Source organism: Frigoribacterium faeni (assembly GCF_007988805.1).
Lineage (GTDB): Bacteria > Actinomycetota > Actinomycetes > Actinomycetales > Microbacteriaceae > Frigoribacterium > Frigoribacterium faeni.
In genome coordinates, this window is record NZ_BJUV01000001.1 from 204,083 (window position 1) to 224,743 (window position 20,661).

Consider the following 20,661-nt stretch of genomic DNA (forward strand, 5'->3'; position numbering starts at 1 on the left):
CCGAGGAGGCGCGACCGGGCGGGTCGCGCCTCCTCGGCTCCGTCGTCGGGTCGGGTCAGCGCGACGCGCGGCCCACGAGGGAGCGGAGCGAGGGCCCCATGGTGCCGCGCGCGAGCACCGAGGCCGTCACGAGCAGGGCGAGGAGCACGGCCCCTCGGACGAGGCCGTCCCAGTAGTAGCTGACGCCCAACAGGGCGAGCCCGTTCGACAGGATCGTGAAGACCAGGACACCGACGAGGGTTCCGAGCACGTTCGGCCGCCCGTGCCGGCTGAGCGTGGCTCCGACGAACACGGCGCCGATGGCGTCGAGCACGTAAGCCTGACCGCTTCCGCCGACGAACCCGTAGCTCCGCGACGCCAGCAGGATCCCCGCGATCGACGCCACGAGCGCGGCGACCACGAAGACCGCCCCGAGGGCCGGCACCGTGGCCCGCCCCGCGATCCGGGTCGCGGTGCGCTGCTCCCCCGCCGCCGTGACGACGCGACCCCAGCGCGTGCGATCGAGCAGGAACCAGACGGCCACGGCGACCGCGACCGCCGCCACCACCGGCAGGGGCACGCCCAGCACGGTCGCGTTGCCGATCGCGGCGAACGAGTCGGGGGTCGCCGGTCGGCGGAGGTAGATCGGCGCACCGCCGTCGGTGAGCAGCTGCTGCACGCTCGTCCCGACGAACCAGACGCTGAGGGTCGCCAGGAACGCGCGGATCCGCAGCAGCGTCACGAGCACGGCGTTCACGACGCCGGCCAGCGTGCCGAAGGCGAGCCCGACGGCGACGGCGAACCAGGTCACGTAGCCGTCGGCGATCAGCGCGGTGGCGCCCAGGGCGGCCAGGTCGACGGCGACGCCGACCGAGAGGTCGATCCCGCCGCCGCGGACGACGACGGTCATCGCGCAGGCCACGATCGCGAGGAGCGCACCGGCCGAGAGCACCGAGACGAGGTTCGCGCCCGTCGCGAAGGCCGGCGTCGACGACGCGAGCACGACGACGATCACCAGCAGCGCCGCGGGGGCGAGGAGACGGGTCGCCAGCCGCCGGGCGCGATCGGGGTCGGCCGCGGCGGACGGACCTGCCCCGCGCCCCGGGTCGCGCTCGGACCCGGCGGGATCCGGACGGCCCGGCGCGTCGGGGGTGCTCGGCGTCAGCCTGGAGTCCGGCGAGTCGGGGGTGCGCGGCGAGTCCGGGCCGCCGGCGATCGTGTCGGGCGCTCTGCTCATCGGGTGACCCCTCTCTCTCGGACGGCGGCCAGGGCGAGGACCGCGAGGATGAGCACGCCCTTGACGACGCCGACCCACTGGCTCCCCACCCCCAGCAGGGTGAAGCCGTTGCTCAGGGCCGCCACGAAGACCGCGGCCACGAGGGTGCCGCCGATCGTGACGACGAGGCGGCGGGAGAACACCACGGACATGTACGCCGTGAGCACGATGTCGAGCAGGATCTGCTCTCCGACGTCCGGTACGGCGGCGGCGAGGCGGGAGGCGAGCAGGATGCCGGCGACTCCCGCGAGCAGAGCGGACAGCACGTAGCTGCCGGCGACGTACCGCCAGACGGCGACGCCGGTGACCGCGGCAGCGGTCGGGTTCTCGCCGACGGCGTAGCTGCGGACGCCCCAGCTCGTCCGGCCCACCGCCAGGCCGACCACCACCGCGGTGACCGTGAGCACCAGGACGGGTGCCGGGACGCCGCCCACCGTGCCGTCCCTCAGCCACCGGAACACCGCGTCGTCGAGCGGGACCTTCACGTTGCCGGTGGCGAGGTAGACGACGCTGGTGACGATGCCGCCCGACGCGAGGGTGACGAGCAGCGGGCTGACCCCGAGCACGACCACGGTGGCGTTCAGGGCTCCGAAGCCCGCCGACACGGCGAGCGCGGCGGCGATGGCGGGGAGGGCTCCGGCGCCCGTGGCGGCGACCAGGGCCGCGACGACCCCGGAGACGGCGACCACCGCTCCGCTCGAGAGGTCGATGCCCCCGCGGACGACGTCGTCGCCCCCGGTGATGACGACGATCGCGAGTCCGAATCCGGCGATGGCGTACACGGCCGCCTGCGAGAGGATCGTGGCGGCGTTGCCCGTGGTGGCGAACGAGGGCGAGACGACGGCGAGCACGACGAACTCGGCGAGCACGACGGACCAGCCCAGCAGGGAGATCCAGCGGGGCGCCCCGCGACGACGGGGGCGGGAGGTCCCGGTCGGGCGCACCGGCGCGAGGGTCGGTTCCCGGAGGGTCATGCGCCGACCTCCGCGACGTCGTCGGCCCCCGAGGCGATCGAGAGCACCCGGTCGACGCTGATGTCGGCGTGGTCGAGCACGGCCCGGACGCGACCCCGGTGGAGCACCACCACGCGGTCGGCCAGGCCGACGAGCTCGTCGAGGTCCACCGTCACGAGGAGCACGGCGGCCCCCTGGTCGATCTGCTCCTCGATCCGGTCGTAGACGGCCTGTCGGCTGCCGACGTCGACTCCGGCGGTCGGCTGGTCGAGCACGAACACCGTGGAGCCGGCGACCAGCCAGCGCCCGAGCACGACCTTCTGCTGGTTGCCTCCGGAGAGCCGACCGGCGACCGCCTCGGTCGACGCGGGTCGCACGCCCACTCGGTCGATCTGCTCGCGGGCGAGGTCGCGCTCCCGGGGACGGTGCACGAAGGCACCCCACCGGGAGATGGCTCGCGGGCTCGCGAGCGACAGGTTCTCCCGGACGGTGTGCCGCAGCACGATGCCGTCGCGGCGGCGATCGCTCGGCACGTGGGCCCCGCCGGCCCGGACGAAGCCACCGGGGGTGCGGACGGTGCGCGTGCCCACCCGCACCGTGCCTCCTCGGTGCCGGAGGCCGGTGACCGCCTCGGCGAGCACCTCGACCCCGGAGCCGACCAGGCCGGTCACCCCGACGATCTCGCCGGGACGCACGGCGAGGTCGAGACCCTCGAGATGGCCGGGGACGCTCAGCGATTCGAGGGCGAGCGCGGGCTCGACGCCCTCGACGGGCGAGCGGTGCCGGCGTCCGCCGTACTCGTCGACCTGTCGACCGACCATCAGCTCAACCACCCGCGACACGCTCGCGCCCTCGTGCCGGAGGTCGACCTCGCCGACGACGGAGCCGTTGCGGAGCACGACCACGCGGTCGGCGATGCGGCGGACCTCCTGCAGGTAGTGCGAGATGTAGACGACCGGGACGCCTCGATCCCGGAGGCGCGCGATGGTCTCGACCAGCCGCTCGACGTCGTGCGCGGCCAGCGGCGCCGTCGGCTCGTCCAGCACCAGCACCCGAGGTTCGGTGAGGACGGCCCGCGCGATCTGCAGCAGCTGGCGCTCGGCGACCGTGAGGTCGTCCACGAGCAGATCGGCCCGGAGCTCGAGCCCGACGGCCTCGCGGAGGTCCTGCTCGGCTCTCCGACGCAGGGTGCGGGGCGAGACCCAGCCCCTCCTCCCCTCCGAACGGCCGAGATAGAGCTGCTCGGCCACCGTGAGCCGCCCGGCCTGGTGGCGGTCCTGGTGGACCACCTGGATGCCCAACCGGTCGGCATCGGCGGCGGACCCCACGGTGACCTCGACTCCGCCCAGCGTGATCGTGCCCGAGTCGGCGGGGTGGAAGCCGGTCAGCACCTTGATGAGGGTGGACTTGCCCGCACCGTTCTCGCCGACGAGCGCGACGACCTCGCCCGGGGCGACGTCGAGGTCGACGCCGTGGAGGACCTCGATCCCGGCGAACGACTTCACGATCGCCCTCATCGCGAGGGCGACGCCCTGCGGTGCCGCGACGGACGGGGCGGCGACCGGCGGGGTGTCGTGCACCGCGCCTCCCGGGCTCGACCCGTCGGGGCTCTCGAGCGCCGTCACAGCCCCAGCTCGTCGCGCTTCTCGGCGATGTTCTCCTTGGTGATCAGCACGGGAGGCAGGTAGCTCGTCACCGGCACGTCCGCCTCGTCCCCGTCGAGGAACCGGGCGACGTTGTCGACCGAGGTCCGTCCGATGGCCGCGTTCTGCTGGGCCACCGTGGCGGTGTACGACGAGTCGGGGTCGGCGATCAGGTCGAGGGCGCCCTGGTCGGCGTCGACGCCGTAGATCTTGATCTCGTCTCGTCCCGCCGCGTCGACGGCCTGGGCGGCCCCGATCTGCGGCGTGTCCCAGCACGACCAGATGGCCGAGATCTCGCCCTCCGGGTAGCGCTGGAGAGCGTCGGTGATCTGCTGCTTGGCGTCCTCGATGGTGCCGACGTACTTGTCCTGCAGTTCGGGGCTGATCAGCTGCACGTCGGGGTAGTCCTTCAGCACGAGGGAGAGCTCGTCGTAGCGGATGCGGCAGGGCGCGACGCCCGGGAACCCGTTGAAGACGAGGATCCGCCCCTTTCCGCCGATGTCCTCGGCGATGGTGCGGGCGAGGGTCGAGCCGATCTGCCAGTTGTCGCTCGTGACGTTGTTCTCGCTGTACTCGCTGACGTTGTCGATCGTGAACAGCGGGATGCCCGCCTCGTGCACCTTCTCGAGCTCGGGCGCCAGGGTGGTGGCGTCGCCGAGGATGACCACGATCGCGTCGACGTCGCGGGAGATGAGGGCGTCGATGTCGCTGACGTGCTTGTCGTCCTTCGCCTCCGCCTGGGTGGCGACGACGGTGCCGCCCAGCGCCTCGACCCGGTCCTGCACGTTCTCGTAGACGATGCGGCTGAAGTCGTGCACGACGTCCTTCGCGGCGACGCCGACGGTCTTCCCTTCGAGGCTCGGCACGTCCGCGGTGCTCGCCGCCGTCGCGGCGGACGACGGGGCGTCGTCCGCGTCGGCCGTCGACGTCTTGAGCGAGCAGGAGGTGAGCACCAGGCCGATGCTCAGGGCTGCGGCCACGGCCGACGCGAGTCGGGCGGAGCGTGCGGTGCGGGTGATGGGCATGGTGTCCTCTGGGGTGCGCGGGGCCGGTGGGCCGTGGGTGCCGACGCGGCGGGTCGACCGCGGTGGCCACATCCTGGAGCACCGCGTCGGTCCTGCGGAAGCGCAGGACGCCATGCTCCGTCACAGGGCGTCACGCGGCGTAACGACGGCCTCGTGCTCGGCCGACGGACCCCTAGCGTGACTGTCCACACCCACGACTGGAGGCCACGCGATGACCGATCTGCTGAGCTCGCCGACCGCCGACGACACGTCGACGCTCGATCCCGCCACCACGGCCGCTCCCGCGCGGAGCCACTGGACGGGCGTCGCGGCGGAGGACGAGATCGCGCACTGGTCGGCGGTCGCGTCCGAGGTCGCCGCCGTGCTGGCCCGTGACGTGCTCGAGCGCGACCGGCGCGGGGACGACCCCACCACCGAGCTCGACCCGCTGCGCTCGAGCGGCCTGGTGACCCTCCTCGACCCCGCCTCGCTCGGCGGCGGCGGGGCCCACTGGCAGACGGCATTCCGCGTGGTGCGGATCCTCGCCCGGGCGGACGGCTCGCTGGCTCAGCTGCTGCTGTACCACTACGTCAACGTGGCCAACATCGCGACCAGCGCCCCCGCGAGCGAGCGCGAGCGCTTCTACCGCCGGACGATCGAGGGTCGCTGGCTCTGGGGCGACTCGGTCAACCCGGTCGACCCCGACCTCCGTCTGACGCCCGACGACGCCGGCGGCTTCCGCCTGAACGGCCTCAAGCGCTTCTCCACGGGCGTCTCGTCGGGCGACCGTGCGCTGGTCAACGCCGTCGTCGACTCGGGCGACCGGGAGGGCGACGTGATCGCGTTCGTGATCGACGCCCACGCACCCGGCGTCGCGCACCTCGGCGACTGGGACGCCCTCGGCCAGCGGCAGAGCGCGAGCGGCAGCGTCCGCTTCACCGACGTCCGGGTGGAGCCGACGGACGTGCTCGGCGCCCTCGACGGCGAACCGTTCTCGACCCTCATCACGGCCGCCATCCAGCTCGGGTTCGGCAACCTGTACCTCGGTCTCGCCGAAGGGGCGATCGCCGCCGCACGCGAGATCACCGTGGCCCGTCCGAACGCCTGGTTCCTCAGCGACGCCGAGCGGTACGCGGAGGATCCGTTCGTCCGACGCCTCTACGGCGATCTGGTCTCCCGGACGGCCGCGGTCGAGGCTCTGGCCGACCGGGTGGGCGCGCTCTTCGACGTGGAGACGGCCAAGGGCGACGGCGTCACGGCCGAGTCGCGCGGCGCCCTCGCCATCGAGATCGCCAAGGTGAAGGTGGTCTCGAGCGACCTGGCCACCGACGCGACCTCCCGGGTCTTCGAGGCCACCGGGTCGAGCTCGACCCGCAGCTCGGTCGGACTCGACCTCTACTGGCGGAACGCCCGGACGCACAGCCTGCACGACCCGGTCGACTACAAGAAGCTCGAGGTCGGCGCGAACTTCCTGACCGGGGTGCTGCAGCCCCTCTCGCTCTACACCTGAGCCCGCCGCACCGATCGCCCTCCACCGCCGCCCCGTCCGAATCGGAGACCCCGTGACCCTCGACCTCCCCCGCACGATCGCCGGACCGCTCGACCTCGCCGAGGCCCGAGCGCGCTTCGCGCCGCTCTTCGAGCGCATCGCCGAAGGCGCCGTCGGCCGCGAGCGGGATCGGGAGCTGCCCCGCCGGGCTCTCCGCGACCTGCAGGAGGCGCGGTTCGGCGCCCTCACCGTCCCCACGACGCACGGCGGGCTCGGCCTCGGCCTGGCCGACGCCGTCGAGCTGCTGAGCGATCTCGCCGAGGCCGACTCGAACGTGGCCCACGCCCTCCGCGGGCACCTCGCCTTCGTCGAGGACCAGACCACGTCCGTCCCGTCGTCCGCCCGCGACGAGTGGCTGCACCGGATCGCCGACGGGACCCTGATCGGCAACGCCTGGAGCGAGCGGGGCTCCGCCGAGGTCGGCACCACCGCCACGCGGCTGGTCGAGGACGACGACGGCACCCTGCGGGTGCACGGCACGAAGTACTACACGACCGGCACGCTCTACGCCGACTGGACGGACGTCACCGTCGGCCGCGACGGCCTCCCGGACACGGCCGTCGCCGTCTGCGTCGACCAGCCCGGCGTCACCGTGCTCGACGACTGGGACGGCTTCGGGCAGCGGCACACGGGTACGGGCACGGTCGTCTTCGACGGCGCCGTCGTGCAGCCGGAGCACGTCTTCGCCGGGATCGAGCGGGCGCCGCACCAGACGCCGTTCTTCCAGCTCGTGCTGAACGCCGTGCTGACGGGCATCGCCCGGGCGGTCGTCCGCGACGCCACGACCCGGGTGACGGGCCGCAGCCGGGTCTACAGCCACGGCAACGCCGACCACACGCGCGACGACGCGCAGATCCAGGCGATCGTCGGCGAGCTGTCGGCGACCGCCTTCACCGCCGAGGCGCTGCTCCGACGGTCCGCCGAGGCGGTCGAGCGCGTGGCCCTCGCCGCCCGCGACGGCGCGCGCCCCGACGGGCTCGACGAGCTCGTGGCTCGGGCGGGCGCCGATGTCTACCGGGCGCAGACCGTGCTGAGCGACGCGGTCCCCGCCGCGGCCGCGCACCTGTTCGACGCGCTCGGCGCGTCCGGCGTCTCGGTGGACGCCGCCCTCGACCGGCACTGGCGCAACGCCCGCACGGTGGCGTCGCACAACCCGCAGATCTTCAAACGCCGGATCGTCGGCGAGTGGGTGCTGAACGGCACGCCCCCGCCCACCGCCTGGGCCATCGGGGTCGTGCCGGGCGCGTCCTGACCGGCGCCGCGCCTCCTCGGTCCCTCCCGGACGTCCCGACCCGCGGGAGGCCGAGGACGATTCAGGAGGCGCGGGCCAGGTGGTCGCGGAGCAGCCCCGCCAGGGTGGTCGCGTGCGGCTCGCGCAGCAGCGAGCTGTGCTCGCTCGGCAGGTCGACGAACGTGTGCGGGCCCTGCAGCACCGGTCGCCAGTCGCGCTCGGCGCCGTCGTTGCCGTCGGCGACGACGAACAGCACCCGGCCGGCGTACGGGCGCAGCCGGTAGCGGCGCGCGGCGAGACCGGCCTGATCGAAGAACGCGTCGAACTGACGCCGCCCGCGGAACCGCAGCGGACCGACGACGCGGGCGCGGACACGCTCGCCCAGCTGCCGCGCGGCCGGGAGGCCGTCGGGGAGCACGGCCTCGACCCGGCGATCGACCGCGGCACGGATCGCCGACGGCACCCGCCCGAGCACCCCGGAGGCGGCCGGCTCGGGCTCGTGCGCGCGCAGCGGCTCGAACGCGAGGTCCGCCCGCGTCGCCGTGGTGGTCGGCGGGAACGTGTCGAGGAGGGCGAGCAGGGCGACCTCCTCGCCCGCGGCCCGGAGGCGCGAGGCGATCTCGAGGGCGACCAGACCGCCGTAGGAGTGTCCGACCAGCCGGTACGGGCCCCGCGGCTGGATCAGCCGGAGGACGGCGAGGGCGCGCTCGGCGGCCGCCTCGACGCTGCGGTCGGGCAGGCCCCGGGTCTCGAGCGCGTGCTGCTGGACGGCGTACACGTCGTGGTCGCCGAGGTGCCGCGCCACGGGCAGGAACGTCAGCGCGAGGGCGCCGGCGCCCGCGAAGCAGAACAGCGCCGGTCCGCCCGAACCGCTGCGGAGGGTGACGACGTCGGGGTGGCTCGGCAGCGAGCGGTCGCCGCCCGACGCGAGCCGCGAGAACTCCCGGAGGCTCGGCGACCGGACCAGGCTCGTCGACGGCAGGTCGACCCCGAGGGCGGCGTGCACCGCCGCCAGCATCTCGGCCGCGGACAGCGAGTCGCCGCCCAGAGCCATGAAGTCGTCGTCGAGCCGGACGTCGTCGAGGCCGAGCACCGTCGACCAGATCCCCGCCACGACCCGCTCGTACGGGTCGAGGTCCTCCGCCGCGGTCGGACGGGACGGGACGGGCGGCAGGCTCTGCCGGTCGACCTTGCCGCGCTCCGTGCGCGGCAGGGCCGGCATCGTGACCACCTCGGCGGGCACCATGTACTCGGGCACGAGCGCCCGCACCGCGTGGCGGAGCGCCGCGGCGGACGGGGGACGCGACGTCTCGTGCGCGACGACGTAGGCGACGAGCCGCGTGACCTCGCCCGGCACGACGACGGGCACCACGACCGCCTCGCGGAGCTCGTCGACGGTCATCAGGGCGGCCTCCACCTCGGCGGGCTCGACCAGGTAGCCCCGCACCTTCACCGCGGCGTCCGAGCGCCCCAGCAGCACCAGGTCGCCGTTCTCGTCGAAACGCCCCAGGTCGCCCTGACGGATGGTCCGGACCCCGGCCGGGGAGCGGCCGAAACGGAGGGCGTCCTGCTCCTCGTCGCGCCAGTAGCCGGCCGACAGCAGGTCGGACACGACCTCGATCTCGCCGGCCTCGCCGTCGGCGACCGGATCGCCGACGGCGTCGGTCAGACGCACGGTCTTGTTCGCCCCCACCCGGCCGGCGGGCAGCACCCCCGAGGGGACGGGAGACGTCCCCGGCAGGCGGAAGTGGGCCAGGATGCCGATCTCGCTCGACCCGACCTCGTTGACGAACACGGCCCCGGGGGCGAGGTGCCGTCGGGCCGCCTCGACGTCGCGGCCGAGCACGGACTCCCCCACGGTCGCGACGAGGCGGACCCGCGCGAACGCGGGCGCCGGTCGCCCGCGGGCCGAGGAGGAACGGTCGGCCCGCGAGTCGAGGGCGGCCGTCACCGAACGGAGCAGGTGCGGCGTGCTGTGGAGGAGAGTCGGCTCGATCCGCTCCATGACGTCGAGGAGGCCCGCCGTGCCGACCTCGCGGGGGTCGACGCACCAGGCCTCGGCGCCCGACTGGAGGATCGTGAACAGCGAGGACTGACCCGCGGCGAAGCTGAAGGGCAGCACGAACACGGCCCGGTCTCCCGGCGCGTAGCCGAACGCCGCCTGACGGGCGCTCGAGTCGTTCATCACCTGACCGTCCATCTGCACGACGCCCTTGGGCCGGCCGGTCGAGCCCGAGGTGTAGACGATGCTCACCGGACTGGTCGGCGTGCCCGTGCGGGCCGGGACGCCGAGACCGGCGGACACGCCGGACGCCGGGCCGTCCGCGGCCTCCGGCGTCCCGAGGTCGGCGAGCAGCTCGTCCGCCGGCACCACGACCGACATGGTCACGGTGACGCTCGACGCGTCGACACCGGCGGACAGGCCCGCCCCGGGATCGACGACGCAGGCGGTGGCCCCCGAGAGCTCGACGATCCGCTTCAGCCGCGCCTCCGGGAGATGCGGGTCGAAGACCGTCACGAGGTGACCGGCCTTGAGCAGGGCGAGGAGCAGCACGACGGTCGACGCCCGGTGTCCGACGAAGACGCCGACGGGCGACTCGCGGGCGGCGACGCCGGCGAGCAGCGGCACGAGGCGTCCGGCGACGACGTCGCTGCGGCGATCGAGCTCGGCGTAGTCCAGGGTGCCGGTGTCGTCGCTGACGGCGGGCCGGTCGCCGAACGCGGCCACGACGGCGTCGAAGCGGTCGAGCACCGTCGGCCACGGGCCGGGGACGACGAGCGGGGCGAGGGAGGGGTCGGTCGGGGACGCGAGCGAGACGGTCGACGGGGCGTCGACGATCCCGGTCCGGTCCGCGTGGGCGCGCGGAGACATCGGGTGTCCTTTCGGGTAGGACGGTCCCCGCTCGGGTGCGGGGACGTTCAGATGCTAACCCCGGCGGACTCCGAGGTCGAGGGCCTATCCGGCCCGCTCGGTCACGACGCGCTGGCCGACGACCGCGCTGACGCCGTCCTGGCGCATCGAGACGCCGTACAGGGCGTCGGCGATCTCCATCGTGCGCTTCTGGTGCGTGATGACGATGAGCTGACTCGACTCGCGCAGATCCTCGAAGATGGCCAGCAGGCGACCGAGGTTGGCGTCGTCGAGCGCCGCCTCGACCTCGTCCATGATGTAGAACGGGCTGGGCCGGGCCTTGAAGATCGCGATCAGCAGGGCGACCGCGGCCAACGACCGCTCGCCGCCGGACAGCAGCGAGAGCCGTTCGATCTTCTTGCCCGCCGGCCGCACCGTCACCTCGATGCCGGTCGTGAGCAGGTTCTCGGGGTCGGTCAGGTGCAGCGAACCGCTGCCGCCCGGGAAGAGGATCGGGAACACCCGGTCGAACGCGGCCTTCGTGTCGTCGAAGGCGCTGCCGAAGATGGTCTGCATCTTGTCGTCGATCTCGTCGATGATCGTCAGCAGGTCCCTGCGGGTGCGGGTGAGGTCGCTCAGCTGCTCGGTCAGGAACGCGTGCCGCTGCTCCAGGGCCGCGAACTCCTCGAGCGCGAGCGGGTTGACCCGGCCCAGCCGGGCGAGCTTCCTCTCGGCGACGGCGAGCCGCCGCTGCTGCGCGTCGCGGTCGAAGGGCGAGCCGGCAGGAGGCACGGGGCCGTTCCCCGGATCCGCGTCGGCGTCGGCGTCCGCGTCCGCGTCCGCGTCGGATTCCGTCGACGTCGTTCCGCCGAGGTCGTCCGGGACCGGCACGTGCGGTCCGTACTCGTCGACCAGCACCTCCTCGACGAGCCCCAGCTCGGATCCGGCCCGCTCGAGCAGCCCCGAGAGGTGCAGCTTCTTCTCGTAGATCTCCATCTCGAGGCCGTGCACGCTGTCGGTCACCGCGTTCAAGCGGTCGCGGAGCACGCGCTCGTCTCGACGCAGCGCGCTCAGCTCGGCGTTCTGCTCGGTCCGGGCGGCCTCCGCCGCGACCAGCACCGCGCACGCCTCGGTGAGCGACCGCGCGACGGCGTCGAGGGTGGGCGGAAGGGCCTCGAGCACCGACGCCGTCGCGGCCATCTGGCGCTGTCGCACCACGGTGCGCCGCGCCTGGTCCTCCGCCGCGGCCCGCTGGTCGTCGAGCTGCCGCTGAAGGGCGGCGGCCCGCGCGACCTCCGAGCGCACGCGCTCGCGCACCGTCTCGAGCTGGATGCGTCGTTCGATCTCGACGCCCCGCGCCGCCTCGACCTCGGCCGACACGGCGCCGCGCGCCGAGGCGTCGAGCAGCGGACGAGGGCGGGAGGCGTGCTCGTCGTGGGCGGCCGTCGCCATGGCGACCGCGTGCTCGGCGGCGTCGACCGCCTCGACCGACGCGGTCAGACCGGTCGACAGACGCTCGACCTCGGCCTCGGCGGCCTCGACCCGGGCCCGCAGACGACCGAGACGCTGCTCGTGGGCGGCGACCCGCGCCTCCTGCTCCCGGGCGGCCGCCTCCGCCTGCTGCGCCCGGGCACGGGTCTCGGCGAGGACCCCCTTCGCCTCACCCTGCCGCCGCGTCGCCTCGACGTGCTCGGCGGTGAGGCCCTCGAGGGCGGAGTCGACCTCGGCCAGGCGCTCCGCCGCGGCCTCCCGCTCGGCGACGAGCTCGAGCCGCGACCGCTCGGCGCCCGAGCCGCCCCGCAGCAGGTAGTCGGTGAGGACCTCGCCCGACCGCGTGATCACGGTGACGGGCAGCGGGTGCGTGGCGAGGGCCGACCAGGCGAGCCGGGCGACCGCGAGGTCGTCGGCGATCACCGTGCTGGCCAGCACGCCGAGCACCCCGGGAGGCGCGGTGACGACGGACACGGCCGCCACGGCCCCGCCCGGCAGCTCGACCTCGAGCGCCGACAGGCGCCGTTCGGGCTCGGCGATGACGACCTCGACCCGGCCCAGCTCGGCGCTCGTGGCGTGCGCGACGGCGTCGAACGCGGCCTCGGCGTCGTCGGCGAGGACGGAGTCGGTCACGCTGCCCAGCGCGGCCGCGACGGCGGCCTCGTAGCCCGGCCGCACCTGGACGTGCTCGGCGACGAGCCCTCTGACCCCCGGCCGCTCCGCCGCGACGAGCGCGCTCGAGCCGTCCTGCCGGTCGAGCGCCAACGACAGGGCGCCGTGCCGCGCGGCGAGGGCGTCGCGCTCGCGCTCGGCGGCGTGCACGGCGTCGCGGGCCGCCTCGACGCGGACGGTCAGGTCGGCCACGATCTCGTCGGCCTCGGCGCGCGCGGCCTCGTGGTCGACGCCGTCCTCGTCCGCGCGCCCCTGCGGGGTCTCCGCCTCGAGCGCGGCGTACTCGTCCCGCCCGAGGTCGCGTCGGGCCTCGGCGGCCTCGAGAGCGGCACCCTGACGCAGCCGCTCGCCGCGCACCGCCGCCAGCCGCGACTGCGCGACCTCGACCACGCCTCTCAGCCGCGACGCCTCGAGGTCGTGCTCGGACACGAGGGCGCTCTGCGCGGCGATCTCGTCGTCGAGGGCGTCGAGCGTCGAGCGGGCGGCGGCCAGGTCGACGCCGGCCCGGCGGACCGCCTCCTCGGCCTCGGCCACGCCGCCCTGCAGGCGCTCGGCCTCGTCGCGGGCGTCGGCGACCATGGCCGCGCTCACCGTGCTGGCGGCGACCGGCTGGTCGGCCTGCTGCGCGAGCAGCTGCAGACGCTGCTGCGCGAGGCTCGACAGGCTGCGCAGTCGCTCGTGCACCGACTCGAGGCCGAAGGCGACGCGCCGGGCGTCGTCGACGGCGTCGCCCACCATCTCCTGCTCGAGGCGGGTCTCCCGGGCCTTGTTCTGGTCGAGCTGCTCCTGCAGGACGATGCGCTCGCTCTTGCTCTCGGACTCGGTGCGCGACTGCGCCGTCAACGAGTCGCGCAGGGCGACGACCTCGTCGGCGAGCAGACGGGCCCGGGCGTCGCGCACGATGGCGGCGATGGTCTGCGCCTCGCGGGCGATCTCGGCCTGCCGCCCGAGGGGCTTGAGCTGCCGCCGGATCTCGCCGGCGAGGTCGCTCAGCCGGGTCAGATTGGCCTGCATGGCGTCGAGCTTGCGGAGCGTCTTCTCCTTGCGACGACGGTGCTTCAGGATGCCGGCCGCCTCCTCGATGAAGCCGCGGCGGTCCTCCGGGGTCGCGTGCAGCACGGCGTCGAGCTGCCCCTGACCGACGATCACGTGCATCTCGCGGCCGAGACCCGAGTCGCTGAGCAGCTCCTGCACGTCGAGCAGGCGGCAGCCCTCGCCGTTGATCGCGTACTCGCTGCCCCCGTTGCGGAAGAGGGTGCGGCTGATGGTCACCTCGGTGTAGTCGATCGGCAGGGCGCCGTCGGCGTTGTCGATCGTGAGCACGACCTGCGCGCGTCCGAGCGGGCCGCGGGTCGACGTGCCCGCGAAGATGACGTCCTCCATCTTGCCGCCGCGGAGGTTCTTGGCCCCCTGCTCGCCCATCACCCAGGCGAGCGCGTCGACGACGTTGCTCTTGCCCGAGCCGTTCGGCCCGACGACGCAGGTGACACCCGGCTCGAAGGCGAACGTCGTGGGCGAGGCGAACGACTTGAACCCCTTGAGCGTGAGGCTCTTCAGGTACATGCGCCGCGCCTCCTCGGGTCCGTGCCGGTGGTGATGACCAGGGCTCAAGGATAGGGCGCTCGCCCCGTGGCGCCGGGAGGCGCGGGGGGCGTCAGCGCACCCGCTGACACCTCGGGCAGAAGTGGCTGGAGCGGTTCATGAACGCCTCGCGCACGATCGGGGTCCCGCAGCGGGGGCACGTCTCGCCCTGCCGCCCGTACGCGTTCAGGCTGTGACTGAAGTAGCCGGACTGCCCGTTGACGTTGACGTACTGCGCGTCGAAGCTCGTGCCTCCTTCGCCGAGGGCCCTAAGCAGCACCACGCGCACCTCGGCGAGCAGCACGCGGGCCCTCGCGGCGGACAACGACTCCGTCGGCTGCTCGGGGTGCACTCGGGCCGCCCAGAGGCTCTCGTCGGCGTAGATGTTGCCGACGCCGCTCAGCAGCCCCTGGTCGAGCAGGGCGCGCTTGACGCCGGTGCGGCGCGCGAGCAGGCGGGCGATCACCCGGCGCTCGTCGAACGCCGGATCGAGCGGGTCGCGGGCGATGTGCGACACCTGGTGCGGCACGCGTCGCACCCAGTCGGCCGGGTCGGCGTCCGTGCCGACGGCCCCGGGGACGTCGCGGTGGCCTCGTGCGTCCAGCGCGTCGGGGTCGGAGCCGAGGAGGCGCGGGCCGGCGAACCCCGCCGGTCGCCCGTCCAGGGTCGGCACGGTCTCGTCGAGGGCCATCGACCCGAAGATGCGCTGGTCGACGAACGCGAGCCGGATCGGACCGACCGCCGGGCTCTCGACGTCGAGGCGGATGCGCATGAGGCGATCGGGTTCGGCGTCACGGTCGCGCAACAGCACCTGCCCGCTCATGCCGAGGTGCGCCACCAGCGCGAGGGGCTCGTCGTGCGCCCGGGCGGGCTCGAAGGGGAACCAGAGGAACTTGCCGCGGCGCACGGCCGCGTCGATCGTGCCGCCCACCAGCCGGTCGACGAAGTCGTCGGACGGACCCCCGTGCCGCTTGAGCGAACGGGGATCGAGGATCTCGACGCCGGACACGACGGCGCCCGAGACCACCGGCTGCAGACCGGCGCGGACGACTTCGACCTCGGGGAGCTCGGGCATGGCGCGATCGGTGCGTCAGCGGCCGTCGGCCGACACGCTGAGACGCGTCCAGGCCTCGAGCGCGGCGGCCATCTCGGCCTGCTTCTTGCTGCTGCCGATGCCCTGGGCGACGTCGTCGCCGCCGAGCCGGACGGTGGCGTGGAAGCGCTTGTCGTGATCGGGACCGCTGTCGCTGACGTGATACGTGGGCATGCCACGACCGAGCGCCGCGGACAGCTCCTGCAGGCTGGTCTTCGGGTCCATGGCCGCGCCGAACCGATCGGGGTCGTCGAGCAGCGGCGCGATCAACCGCAGCACGAAGGCCGTGGCGACGTCGCCGCCGGCGTCGAGATACGTCGCGCCGATGATCGCCTCGACCGTGTCGGCGAGGATCGAGTGCTTGTCGCGGCCGCCGGTGAGCTCCTCGCCACGACCGAGCCGGAGGTGCGCGCCGAGACCGATGTGGCGGGCCACCTCGGCCAACGCGACCGTGCTGACGAGACTGGCGCGCCGCTTGGCGAGGTCGCCCTCGTCGAGGTCGGGGTTGGTCGTGAAGAGCATGACCGTGACGGCCTGGCCCAGGATCGAGTCGCCGAGGAACTCCAGGCGCTCGTTGTTGGCGATGCCGCCGTTCTCGTACGCGTACGAGCGGTGCGTCAGAGCGAGGTCGAGGAGATCGGGACGGATGTCGATGCCGAGGCGCGACAACAGATCAGCCCGGTCGGCACCAGGGCTCGACACGGGCTGATCGGGGGTCGTCGTCACGTCGACACCGGGGACGAAGACGTGATCACGAGGAGATGGATCAGACGTCGGCGACCTTGCGGCCCTTGTACTCCATGTACAGGGCGGTGCCGGCGCTGTCCTCGACGACCTTCGCACGGTGCGGGAGGCTGTAGGTGACCTTGCCGTTCTCGACGGTCTTGACGAGCTGAACAGGCGCGGCCTTCCACTGCGAGCGGCGGGCGTGCGTGTTCGAGCGTGACTGCTTCCTCTTGGGAACGGCCATGAGCTTCTCTTCTCTCTAGCGGCGCCCTCGCGGGTGCCTGATCTGACTGGTGGGTGACGCGGTGGTGTGATGCGGTCCGACCGGACCGCAGGCCACCCCTACCGACGCGAGTCGGTGTCGGGCGAGCCCTCGGCAGGTGCCGATTCAGCCTGGAACTCCGCGAGGGCCGACCAGCGGGGGTCGATGCTCTCGTGGGGTTGGTAGTCGTGGATCTCCTCGATTCGTTCACCCGTCTCCGGGTCGAGTCCAGGACAATCCGGCCGACACACCGGCTGGAAGGGCAGTGACAGAACCACTGCGTCTCTGACCACAGGTTCAAGATCCACGTGGTCGTCGTGAACCTGATAGTCAAAAGCTTCGTCGACAGCGTACGCGAAAAGCTCGGCGAAATCGACTTCGACAGGCTCGGACAGCGGTTTCAGGCACCGGCTGCACTCCCCCGTGGCCGTGCCGGACACGTGCGTCGAGACGAGGATGCCGTCGTGCAGACCCTCGAGCTTGACGTCGAGACGGAGCGTGTCGCCCTGGGCGACCGCGATCTGACCCTCGCCGAGCTTCTCGGGCACGACGACGTCGATCGAGTGCTCGCGCATCTCGCCCGCGCGGTGCATGAGGTCGTAGACCGGCAGCGTGTAAGGGGTCTTGATGAAATGGGGCACGAGCGGAGAGTTTACGCGGTCGACTCCGAATGCGCGCCGGGCGGGCCCACGAGCGACCGCGGCGCCAGCGTCGCGGTCAGCCGTCGCGCCGGCCCCGCCGCCGCGCGGAGCCCGCGCAGCACCACGGCCGCATCCCGCTGCGCCGACGCGTCGGCCGCGGCGCCGCCGAACCGCTCGCGCTGCAGGGAGGCGACCAGACGGCCCAGGGCGACCCGCGCCTCCTCGGCGATCGGATCGGCGCCTCCCGGTCGGACGTCGCCCGTCTCTCCGGGCCGTGGTCCGCCGAGGTGCCCGGCGAGCAGATCGGCGGCGCCGACGGGCGTGGCGCCCGGCGGGACGCGGACGCCGAGGTCGGCGGCCGTGTCGAGGACCTCGCGCCAGGCCTCGAGGGCGATGTCGGGAGGCGAGGCGTTCAGCCGACGTCGACGGCGCCCCGAGCGCAGACCCGAGGGCACCACGAGCACGATCACCAGGAGCGCCAGGGCCACGAGACCCCCGAGGGCGAGGCCCCGGCCCGACGAGCCGGACGCCGGACCGGCCGCCGAGGCGTCGGACGGGTCGCCCGTGGGCGTCGCCGACGGCGTCGACGACTCGGGGGCGTCGCTCGCGGACGCGCTCGGCGTGGCGCCGTCGCTCGCCGACGGCGCGGCGCTCGGTTCCACCCCGGTCTGCTGGAGGTAGGACTGCGGGGCTCCGAGGCCCACCGTCGGCTCGAAGGGCACCCAGCCGAGTCCCTCGAAGTAGAGCTCGGGCCAGGTGTGCAGATCGTCGCTGCTGACCTGCCGCTGCCGGTCGTCTCCGAAGCCGGTGAGCTCACCGGGCAGGAACCCGACCGCCACGCGGGAGGGGATGCCCAGCGTCCGCGCCATGACGGCCATCGACGAGGCGAAGTGGACGCAGTAGCCGCTGCGCACCTCGAGGAACGTCTGCACCATGTCGAGCCCGCTGCCGTCGTAGCCCTGCTCGACCGGGGTGTCCTCCGAGTAGGTGAAGTCGCCGTCGCGGAAGAAGTCCTGCAGCTCGACGGCCGCGTCGAACATGTTCGGGGCGTCGGCGGTGACCTCGGCGGCGAGATCGGACACGCTCGCGGGCACGCCGTCGACCGCGAGGTAGTCCGCCATCTCGGCGCCGTCGCCGGCGAGCGAGGCGACGACCTGCTCGGGGCTCGGGTCGACGGGGGCGCTCTCGACGCTGTACTCCAGACCCTGGGTGCCCTCGGTCGTGCTGCGCACGGTGACGCCGGACTCGTCGACGGCCTGCCACCCGCGGTCGAGACCGACGACGCTCGTGGCCGGCACGGGGACGGGGAGGTACGGACTGCGCAGCGCTCCGATGGTCACGTCGGTCGTCACGGAGCGCCGGTCGGTGGTCTCGGCCACGCCGGGTGCCGCCGGCAGCTCGTCGAGGGCGATGGAGGGGTCGGGCTCGGCGTCGACCGGGCTCCAGGTCCGACCCGAGAAGTCGACGAGGTCCACGAGCTTGAGGTAGTCGCCGTCGGAGTCGGTGGAGCGGTACGTCAGCACGGTGACGGGAGCACCGCGGCGGAGGTCGTCGCCGAGGTCGACGATCGGGTTGACCCCGGTCGCGAGCCCCAGCCCGGATCCGCCCGAGCCGCTGAGCGGCGCGACGCCCGCGATCGGCACCGTCGCCGTGAGCAGCCCCGCGACCGCGATGGCGGCGAGCCCGCCCACGAGCGCCCCCCTGGTGGGACGCCGCCCCGTCGCGAGGCCGAGCAGGGCGACGAACCAGACCGTCGCGAGCACGACGAACGGCCAGCTCGTCGTGACCCCGGGCACGAAGGCGGGCACCGCGACGACGACGACGGCGACCACGCTCGAGAAGGTCGGGAGCTGACCGATCGACGAGACCAGGTCGATGAGCACGGACGCGAGCAGCACCGAGCCGAGAACGGTCGCCAGGATGCCGTCGGTGACCTCGATCGGCGCCGACTCTCCGACGATCGCCGTCCCGGCCTGATCGGCCAGATCACGGATCCGTTGGACCGTCGCGGGCGTCGGGACGATCCCCAGCACGGCGGTGCCGCCCGAGAGGAACGCCGTCGTCACGGCGAGCCCCGAGATCGTGCCCGCGAGCCAGCCGAGCCAGGCCGGGGCCCGGAGCGCCCGGACGGCCAGGGAGACCCCGAGCACGACTCCCGAGACGAGCGCGGCGGCGAACCACCATCCGACCCCGGCGAAGAGGGGGTGCAGGCTCGCCAGCGCGGTGACGAACACGAGCCAGACGAGCACCGTCGTCAGCCACGATGCGACCCCGACCGGCCGCGGGCCGAACCAGCCCTCGCGGGCGCGCCCGCGAGCGGCGGAGGGCAGGGCGCCTGCCGTCGCGGTCGCACCCGTCGACGTCTGCTCAGCCATCGAGGAGTCCCGCCGCGAGGACGACGTCGGCCACCGGCTCGGCGGACGAGGCGGCGACGACCCGCCACCCCGCGTCGCGGAGCGCGGTCTCGACCTCGTCCGGTGCGAGCAGCCGGTCGGCGCCGGAGCGGTCGGAGACGGCGGGCGCCGGGGTCTCACGGAACCCGAGGGTGGGCGAGACCACCAGCGCCACGGCCGACGACCCGACGCCGCGCGACCGTCCGAGCGCCTCGATCTCCCGCATGCGGAGGCTCGAGACGACGGCCACCACGGGTTCGCGAGCGGCGGGTGGCGGCGACATCCGGTCGAGGGGTTCGTCGAGCCGGACGTCGGCGAGCACGTCGAGGTACGCCGCGGTCGAGTCGGGGTCGTGCCGGGCGACGAGGTCGCCCTGCGGCGTGGTCAGCTGCGTCACCGATCCGGCGTGGCCGAACTCGACGCCCAGGGTCGCCACGACCGAGACGGCCCACTCGAAGGCGTCGCTCGTCGACGCCGCGGCGCCCGCCCCCGGCCTCGCGTCCGACCAGCCCTCCCCCGCGATCGACAGCACGATCCGGGCGCTCGGCAGGCCGTGCTGCTCCTCCTGGCGGACCATGAGCTCGTCGTGCCGGGCCGAGGCCTTCCAGTGCACGCGCCTCATCGGGTCGCCCCGACGGTACTCACGCGTCACCGGATCGTCCTCCCCGCCGGCGAGACTGTGCTCGCGCTGCCGACGAGCGCCGTCGCCGAGTGAGCGGGACTCCCGGGCGACGCCGAGGTCGAGGACGTCGGGGACGACGACGAACTCGGCCGTGCCCGGTGCGACGACCCGACGACGCGCCACGCCGAACGACTCGACGAGATCGACGTGCAGCGGTCCGATCCGGTGACGTCCGCGGGGCAGGGCGCCGTGCCGGAAGACCGCCGAGGAGGCGCGCCCCGTCACGAGCGCGACGGGCACCGACTCCGAGGCTCGCGTCCGGCGCCACGGCAGCTCGTCCCGGAGGCCGACGCGCCCCGCCGATCCCTCGCGGGCCGTCACCGACACGGTCTCGACGACGGTCCAGCCGGCCATGCCGCGGTCGGGCGAGAACCGCCGCGCGACGGACAGACGCGGCCGTCGGACGAGCAGCGAGATCAGCACCGCCACGACGAGCACGACGAGCGTCGTGCCGACGAAGACGAGCGGGGGCGACGGGACCACGGCGCCGGCGGCGACGAGGAGCCCGCCCGCGACGAGCACGCCGTAGCCCCGTGGCGTCGGACGGGGGGCCCCGCCGCGGGCGCCGGCACGAGGCGCCGGGGCGGCCGGCGCCGCGGAGGCGGGACCATCCGCCGTGGACACGCCTCGACCC

Annotated in this window: 14 protein-coding genes; 2 read left to right on the top strand and 12 right to left on the bottom strand. The window is 74.0% G+C overall.

Translation table 11 applies throughout. The features are described 5' to 3' along the window. Positions 1–55: 55 nt before the first annotated feature. The 4 genes from FFA01_RS00965 to FFA01_RS00980 are packed head-to-tail and all read right to left on the bottom strand — an operon-like array spanning position 56 to position 4,876. Positions 56–1,216 (bottom strand): ABC transporter permease, encoded by a 1,161-nt coding sequence (locus FFA01_RS00965; protein WP_146852023.1) that lies wholly within the window; start codon positions 1,214–1,216, stop codon positions 56–58. Then, on the bottom strand, positions 1,213–2,229 hold the full coding sequence (locus tag FFA01_RS00970) for an ABC transporter permease (protein ID WP_146852025.1): 1,017 nt from the start codon (positions 2,227–2,229) through the stop codon (positions 1,213–1,215). The genes FFA01_RS00965 and FFA01_RS00970 overlap by 4 nt, the downstream gene beginning before the upstream one ends. Next, on the bottom strand, positions 2,226–3,833 hold the full coding sequence (locus FFA01_RS00975) for a sugar ABC transporter ATP-binding protein (RefSeq protein ID WP_146852028.1): 1,608 nt from the start codon (positions 3,831–3,833) through the stop codon (positions 2,226–2,228). The genes FFA01_RS00970 and FFA01_RS00975 overlap by 4 nt, the downstream gene beginning before the upstream one ends. Continuing rightward, complete coding sequence (locus tag FFA01_RS00980) at positions 3,830–4,876, bottom strand: sugar ABC transporter substrate-binding protein (RefSeq protein ID WP_167627246.1); 1,047 nt, start codon at positions 4,874–4,876, stop codon at positions 3,830–3,832. Before FFA01_RS00980 ends, FFA01_RS00975 begins: the two co-directional genes overlap by 4 nt. 211 nt (positions 4,877–5,087) lie before the next feature. On the opposite strand from FFA01_RS00980, the gene FFA01_RS00985 reads away from it, so the two are divergent. Next, positions 5,088–6,365, top strand: coding sequence for an acyl-CoA dehydrogenase family protein (locus tag FFA01_RS00985; RefSeq protein ID WP_146852032.1), 1,278 nt, complete (start codon positions 5,088–5,090; stop codon positions 6,363–6,365). Positions 6,366–6,417: 52 nt separating this feature from the next. Further along, positions 6,418–7,656 (top strand): acyl-CoA dehydrogenase family protein, encoded by a 1,239-nt coding sequence (locus FFA01_RS00990; RefSeq protein WP_146852034.1) that lies wholly within the window; start codon positions 6,418–6,420, stop codon positions 7,654–7,656. A gap of 61 nt (positions 7,657–7,717) precedes the next feature. On the opposite strand, the gene FFA01_RS00995 is transcribed toward FFA01_RS00990, so the two are convergent. The 8 genes from FFA01_RS00995 to FFA01_RS01030 form a co-directional block, all read right to left on the bottom strand. Then, positions 7,718–10,507, bottom strand: coding sequence for an alpha/beta fold hydrolase (locus FFA01_RS00995; protein ID WP_146852036.1), 2,790 nt, complete (start codon positions 10,505–10,507; stop codon positions 7,718–7,720). An 84-nt stretch (positions 10,508–10,591) separates the two neighbouring features. Continuing rightward, complete coding sequence (gene smc / locus FFA01_RS01000) at positions 10,592–14,212, bottom strand: chromosome segregation protein SMC (RefSeq protein ID WP_146852038.1); 3,621 nt, start codon at positions 14,210–14,212, stop codon at positions 10,592–10,594. 91 nt (positions 14,213–14,303) lie between these two features. Next, a complete protein-coding gene (locus tag FFA01_RS01005) occupies positions 14,304–15,305 on the bottom strand; it encodes an Fpg/Nei family DNA glycosylase (protein WP_146852040.1) in 1,002 nt (333 codons plus the stop codon). A 15-nt stretch (positions 15,306–15,320) separates the two neighbouring features. Beyond that, on the bottom strand, positions 15,321–16,049 hold the full coding sequence (gene rnc, locus FFA01_RS01010) for a ribonuclease III (RefSeq protein WP_371859151.1): 729 nt from the start codon (positions 16,047–16,049) through the stop codon (positions 15,321–15,323). 40 nt (positions 16,050–16,089) lie between these two features. Beyond that, positions 16,090–16,293 carry a 50S ribosomal protein L32 gene (rpmF, locus tag FFA01_RS01015; protein WP_146852042.1) on the bottom strand — a complete coding sequence of 68 codons (204 nt, stop codon included), beginning with the start codon at positions 16,291–16,293 and terminating at the stop codon, positions 16,090–16,092. 98 nt (positions 16,294–16,391) lie between these two features. After that, a complete protein-coding gene (locus tag FFA01_RS01020) occupies positions 16,392–16,952 on the bottom strand; it encodes a YceD family protein (protein WP_307725038.1) in 561 nt (186 codons plus the stop codon). Positions 16,953–16,963: 11 nt separating this feature from the next. Continuing rightward, positions 16,964–19,327 (bottom strand): transglutaminase TgpA family protein, encoded by a 2,364-nt coding sequence (locus FFA01_RS01025; protein ID WP_146852044.1) that lies wholly within the window; start codon positions 19,325–19,327, stop codon positions 16,964–16,966. Next, on the bottom strand, positions 19,320–20,651 hold the full coding sequence (locus tag FFA01_RS01030; protein WP_146852046.1) for a DUF58 domain-containing protein: 1,332 nt from the start codon (positions 20,649–20,651) through the stop codon (positions 19,320–19,322). The genes FFA01_RS01025 and FFA01_RS01030 overlap by 8 nt, the downstream gene beginning before the upstream one ends. Positions 20,652–20,661 lie beyond the last annotated feature (10 nt).

Bases quoted from the DNA above. Each gene is read 5' to 3' on its own strand.
- FFA01_RS00965 (WP_146852023.1), bottom strand. From the start codon at position 1,216: ATGAGCAGAGCGCCCGACACGATCGCCGGCGGCCCGGACTCGCCGCGC.
- FFA01_RS00970 (WP_146852025.1), bottom strand. From the start codon at position 2,229: ATGACCCTCCGGGAACCGACCCTCGCGCCGGTGCGCCCGACCGGGACC.
- FFA01_RS00980 (WP_167627246.1), bottom strand. From the start codon at position 4,876: ATGCCCATCACCCGCACCGCACGCTCCGCCCGACTCGCGTCGGCCGTG.
- FFA01_RS00985 (WP_146852032.1), top strand. From the start codon at position 5,088: ATGACCGATCTGCTGAGCTCGCCGACCGCCGACGACACGTCGACGCTC.
- FFA01_RS00995 (WP_146852036.1), bottom strand. From the start codon at position 10,507: ATGTCTCCGCGCGCCCACGCGGACCGGACCGGGATCGTCGACGCCCCG.
- smc (WP_146852038.1), bottom strand. From the start codon at position 14,212: ATGTACCTGAAGAGCCTCACGCTCAAGGGGTTCAAGTCGTTCGCCTCG.
- FFA01_RS01005 (WP_146852040.1), bottom strand. From the start codon at position 15,305: ATGCCCGAGCTCCCCGAGGTCGAAGTCGTCCGCGCCGGTCTGCAGCCG.
- rpmF (WP_146852042.1), bottom strand. From the start codon at position 16,293: ATGGCCGTTCCCAAGAGGAAGCAGTCACGCTCGAACACGCACGCCCGC.
- FFA01_RS01025 (WP_146852044.1), bottom strand. From the start codon at position 19,327: ATGGCTGAGCAGACGTCGACGGGTGCGACCGCGACGGCAGGCGCCCTG.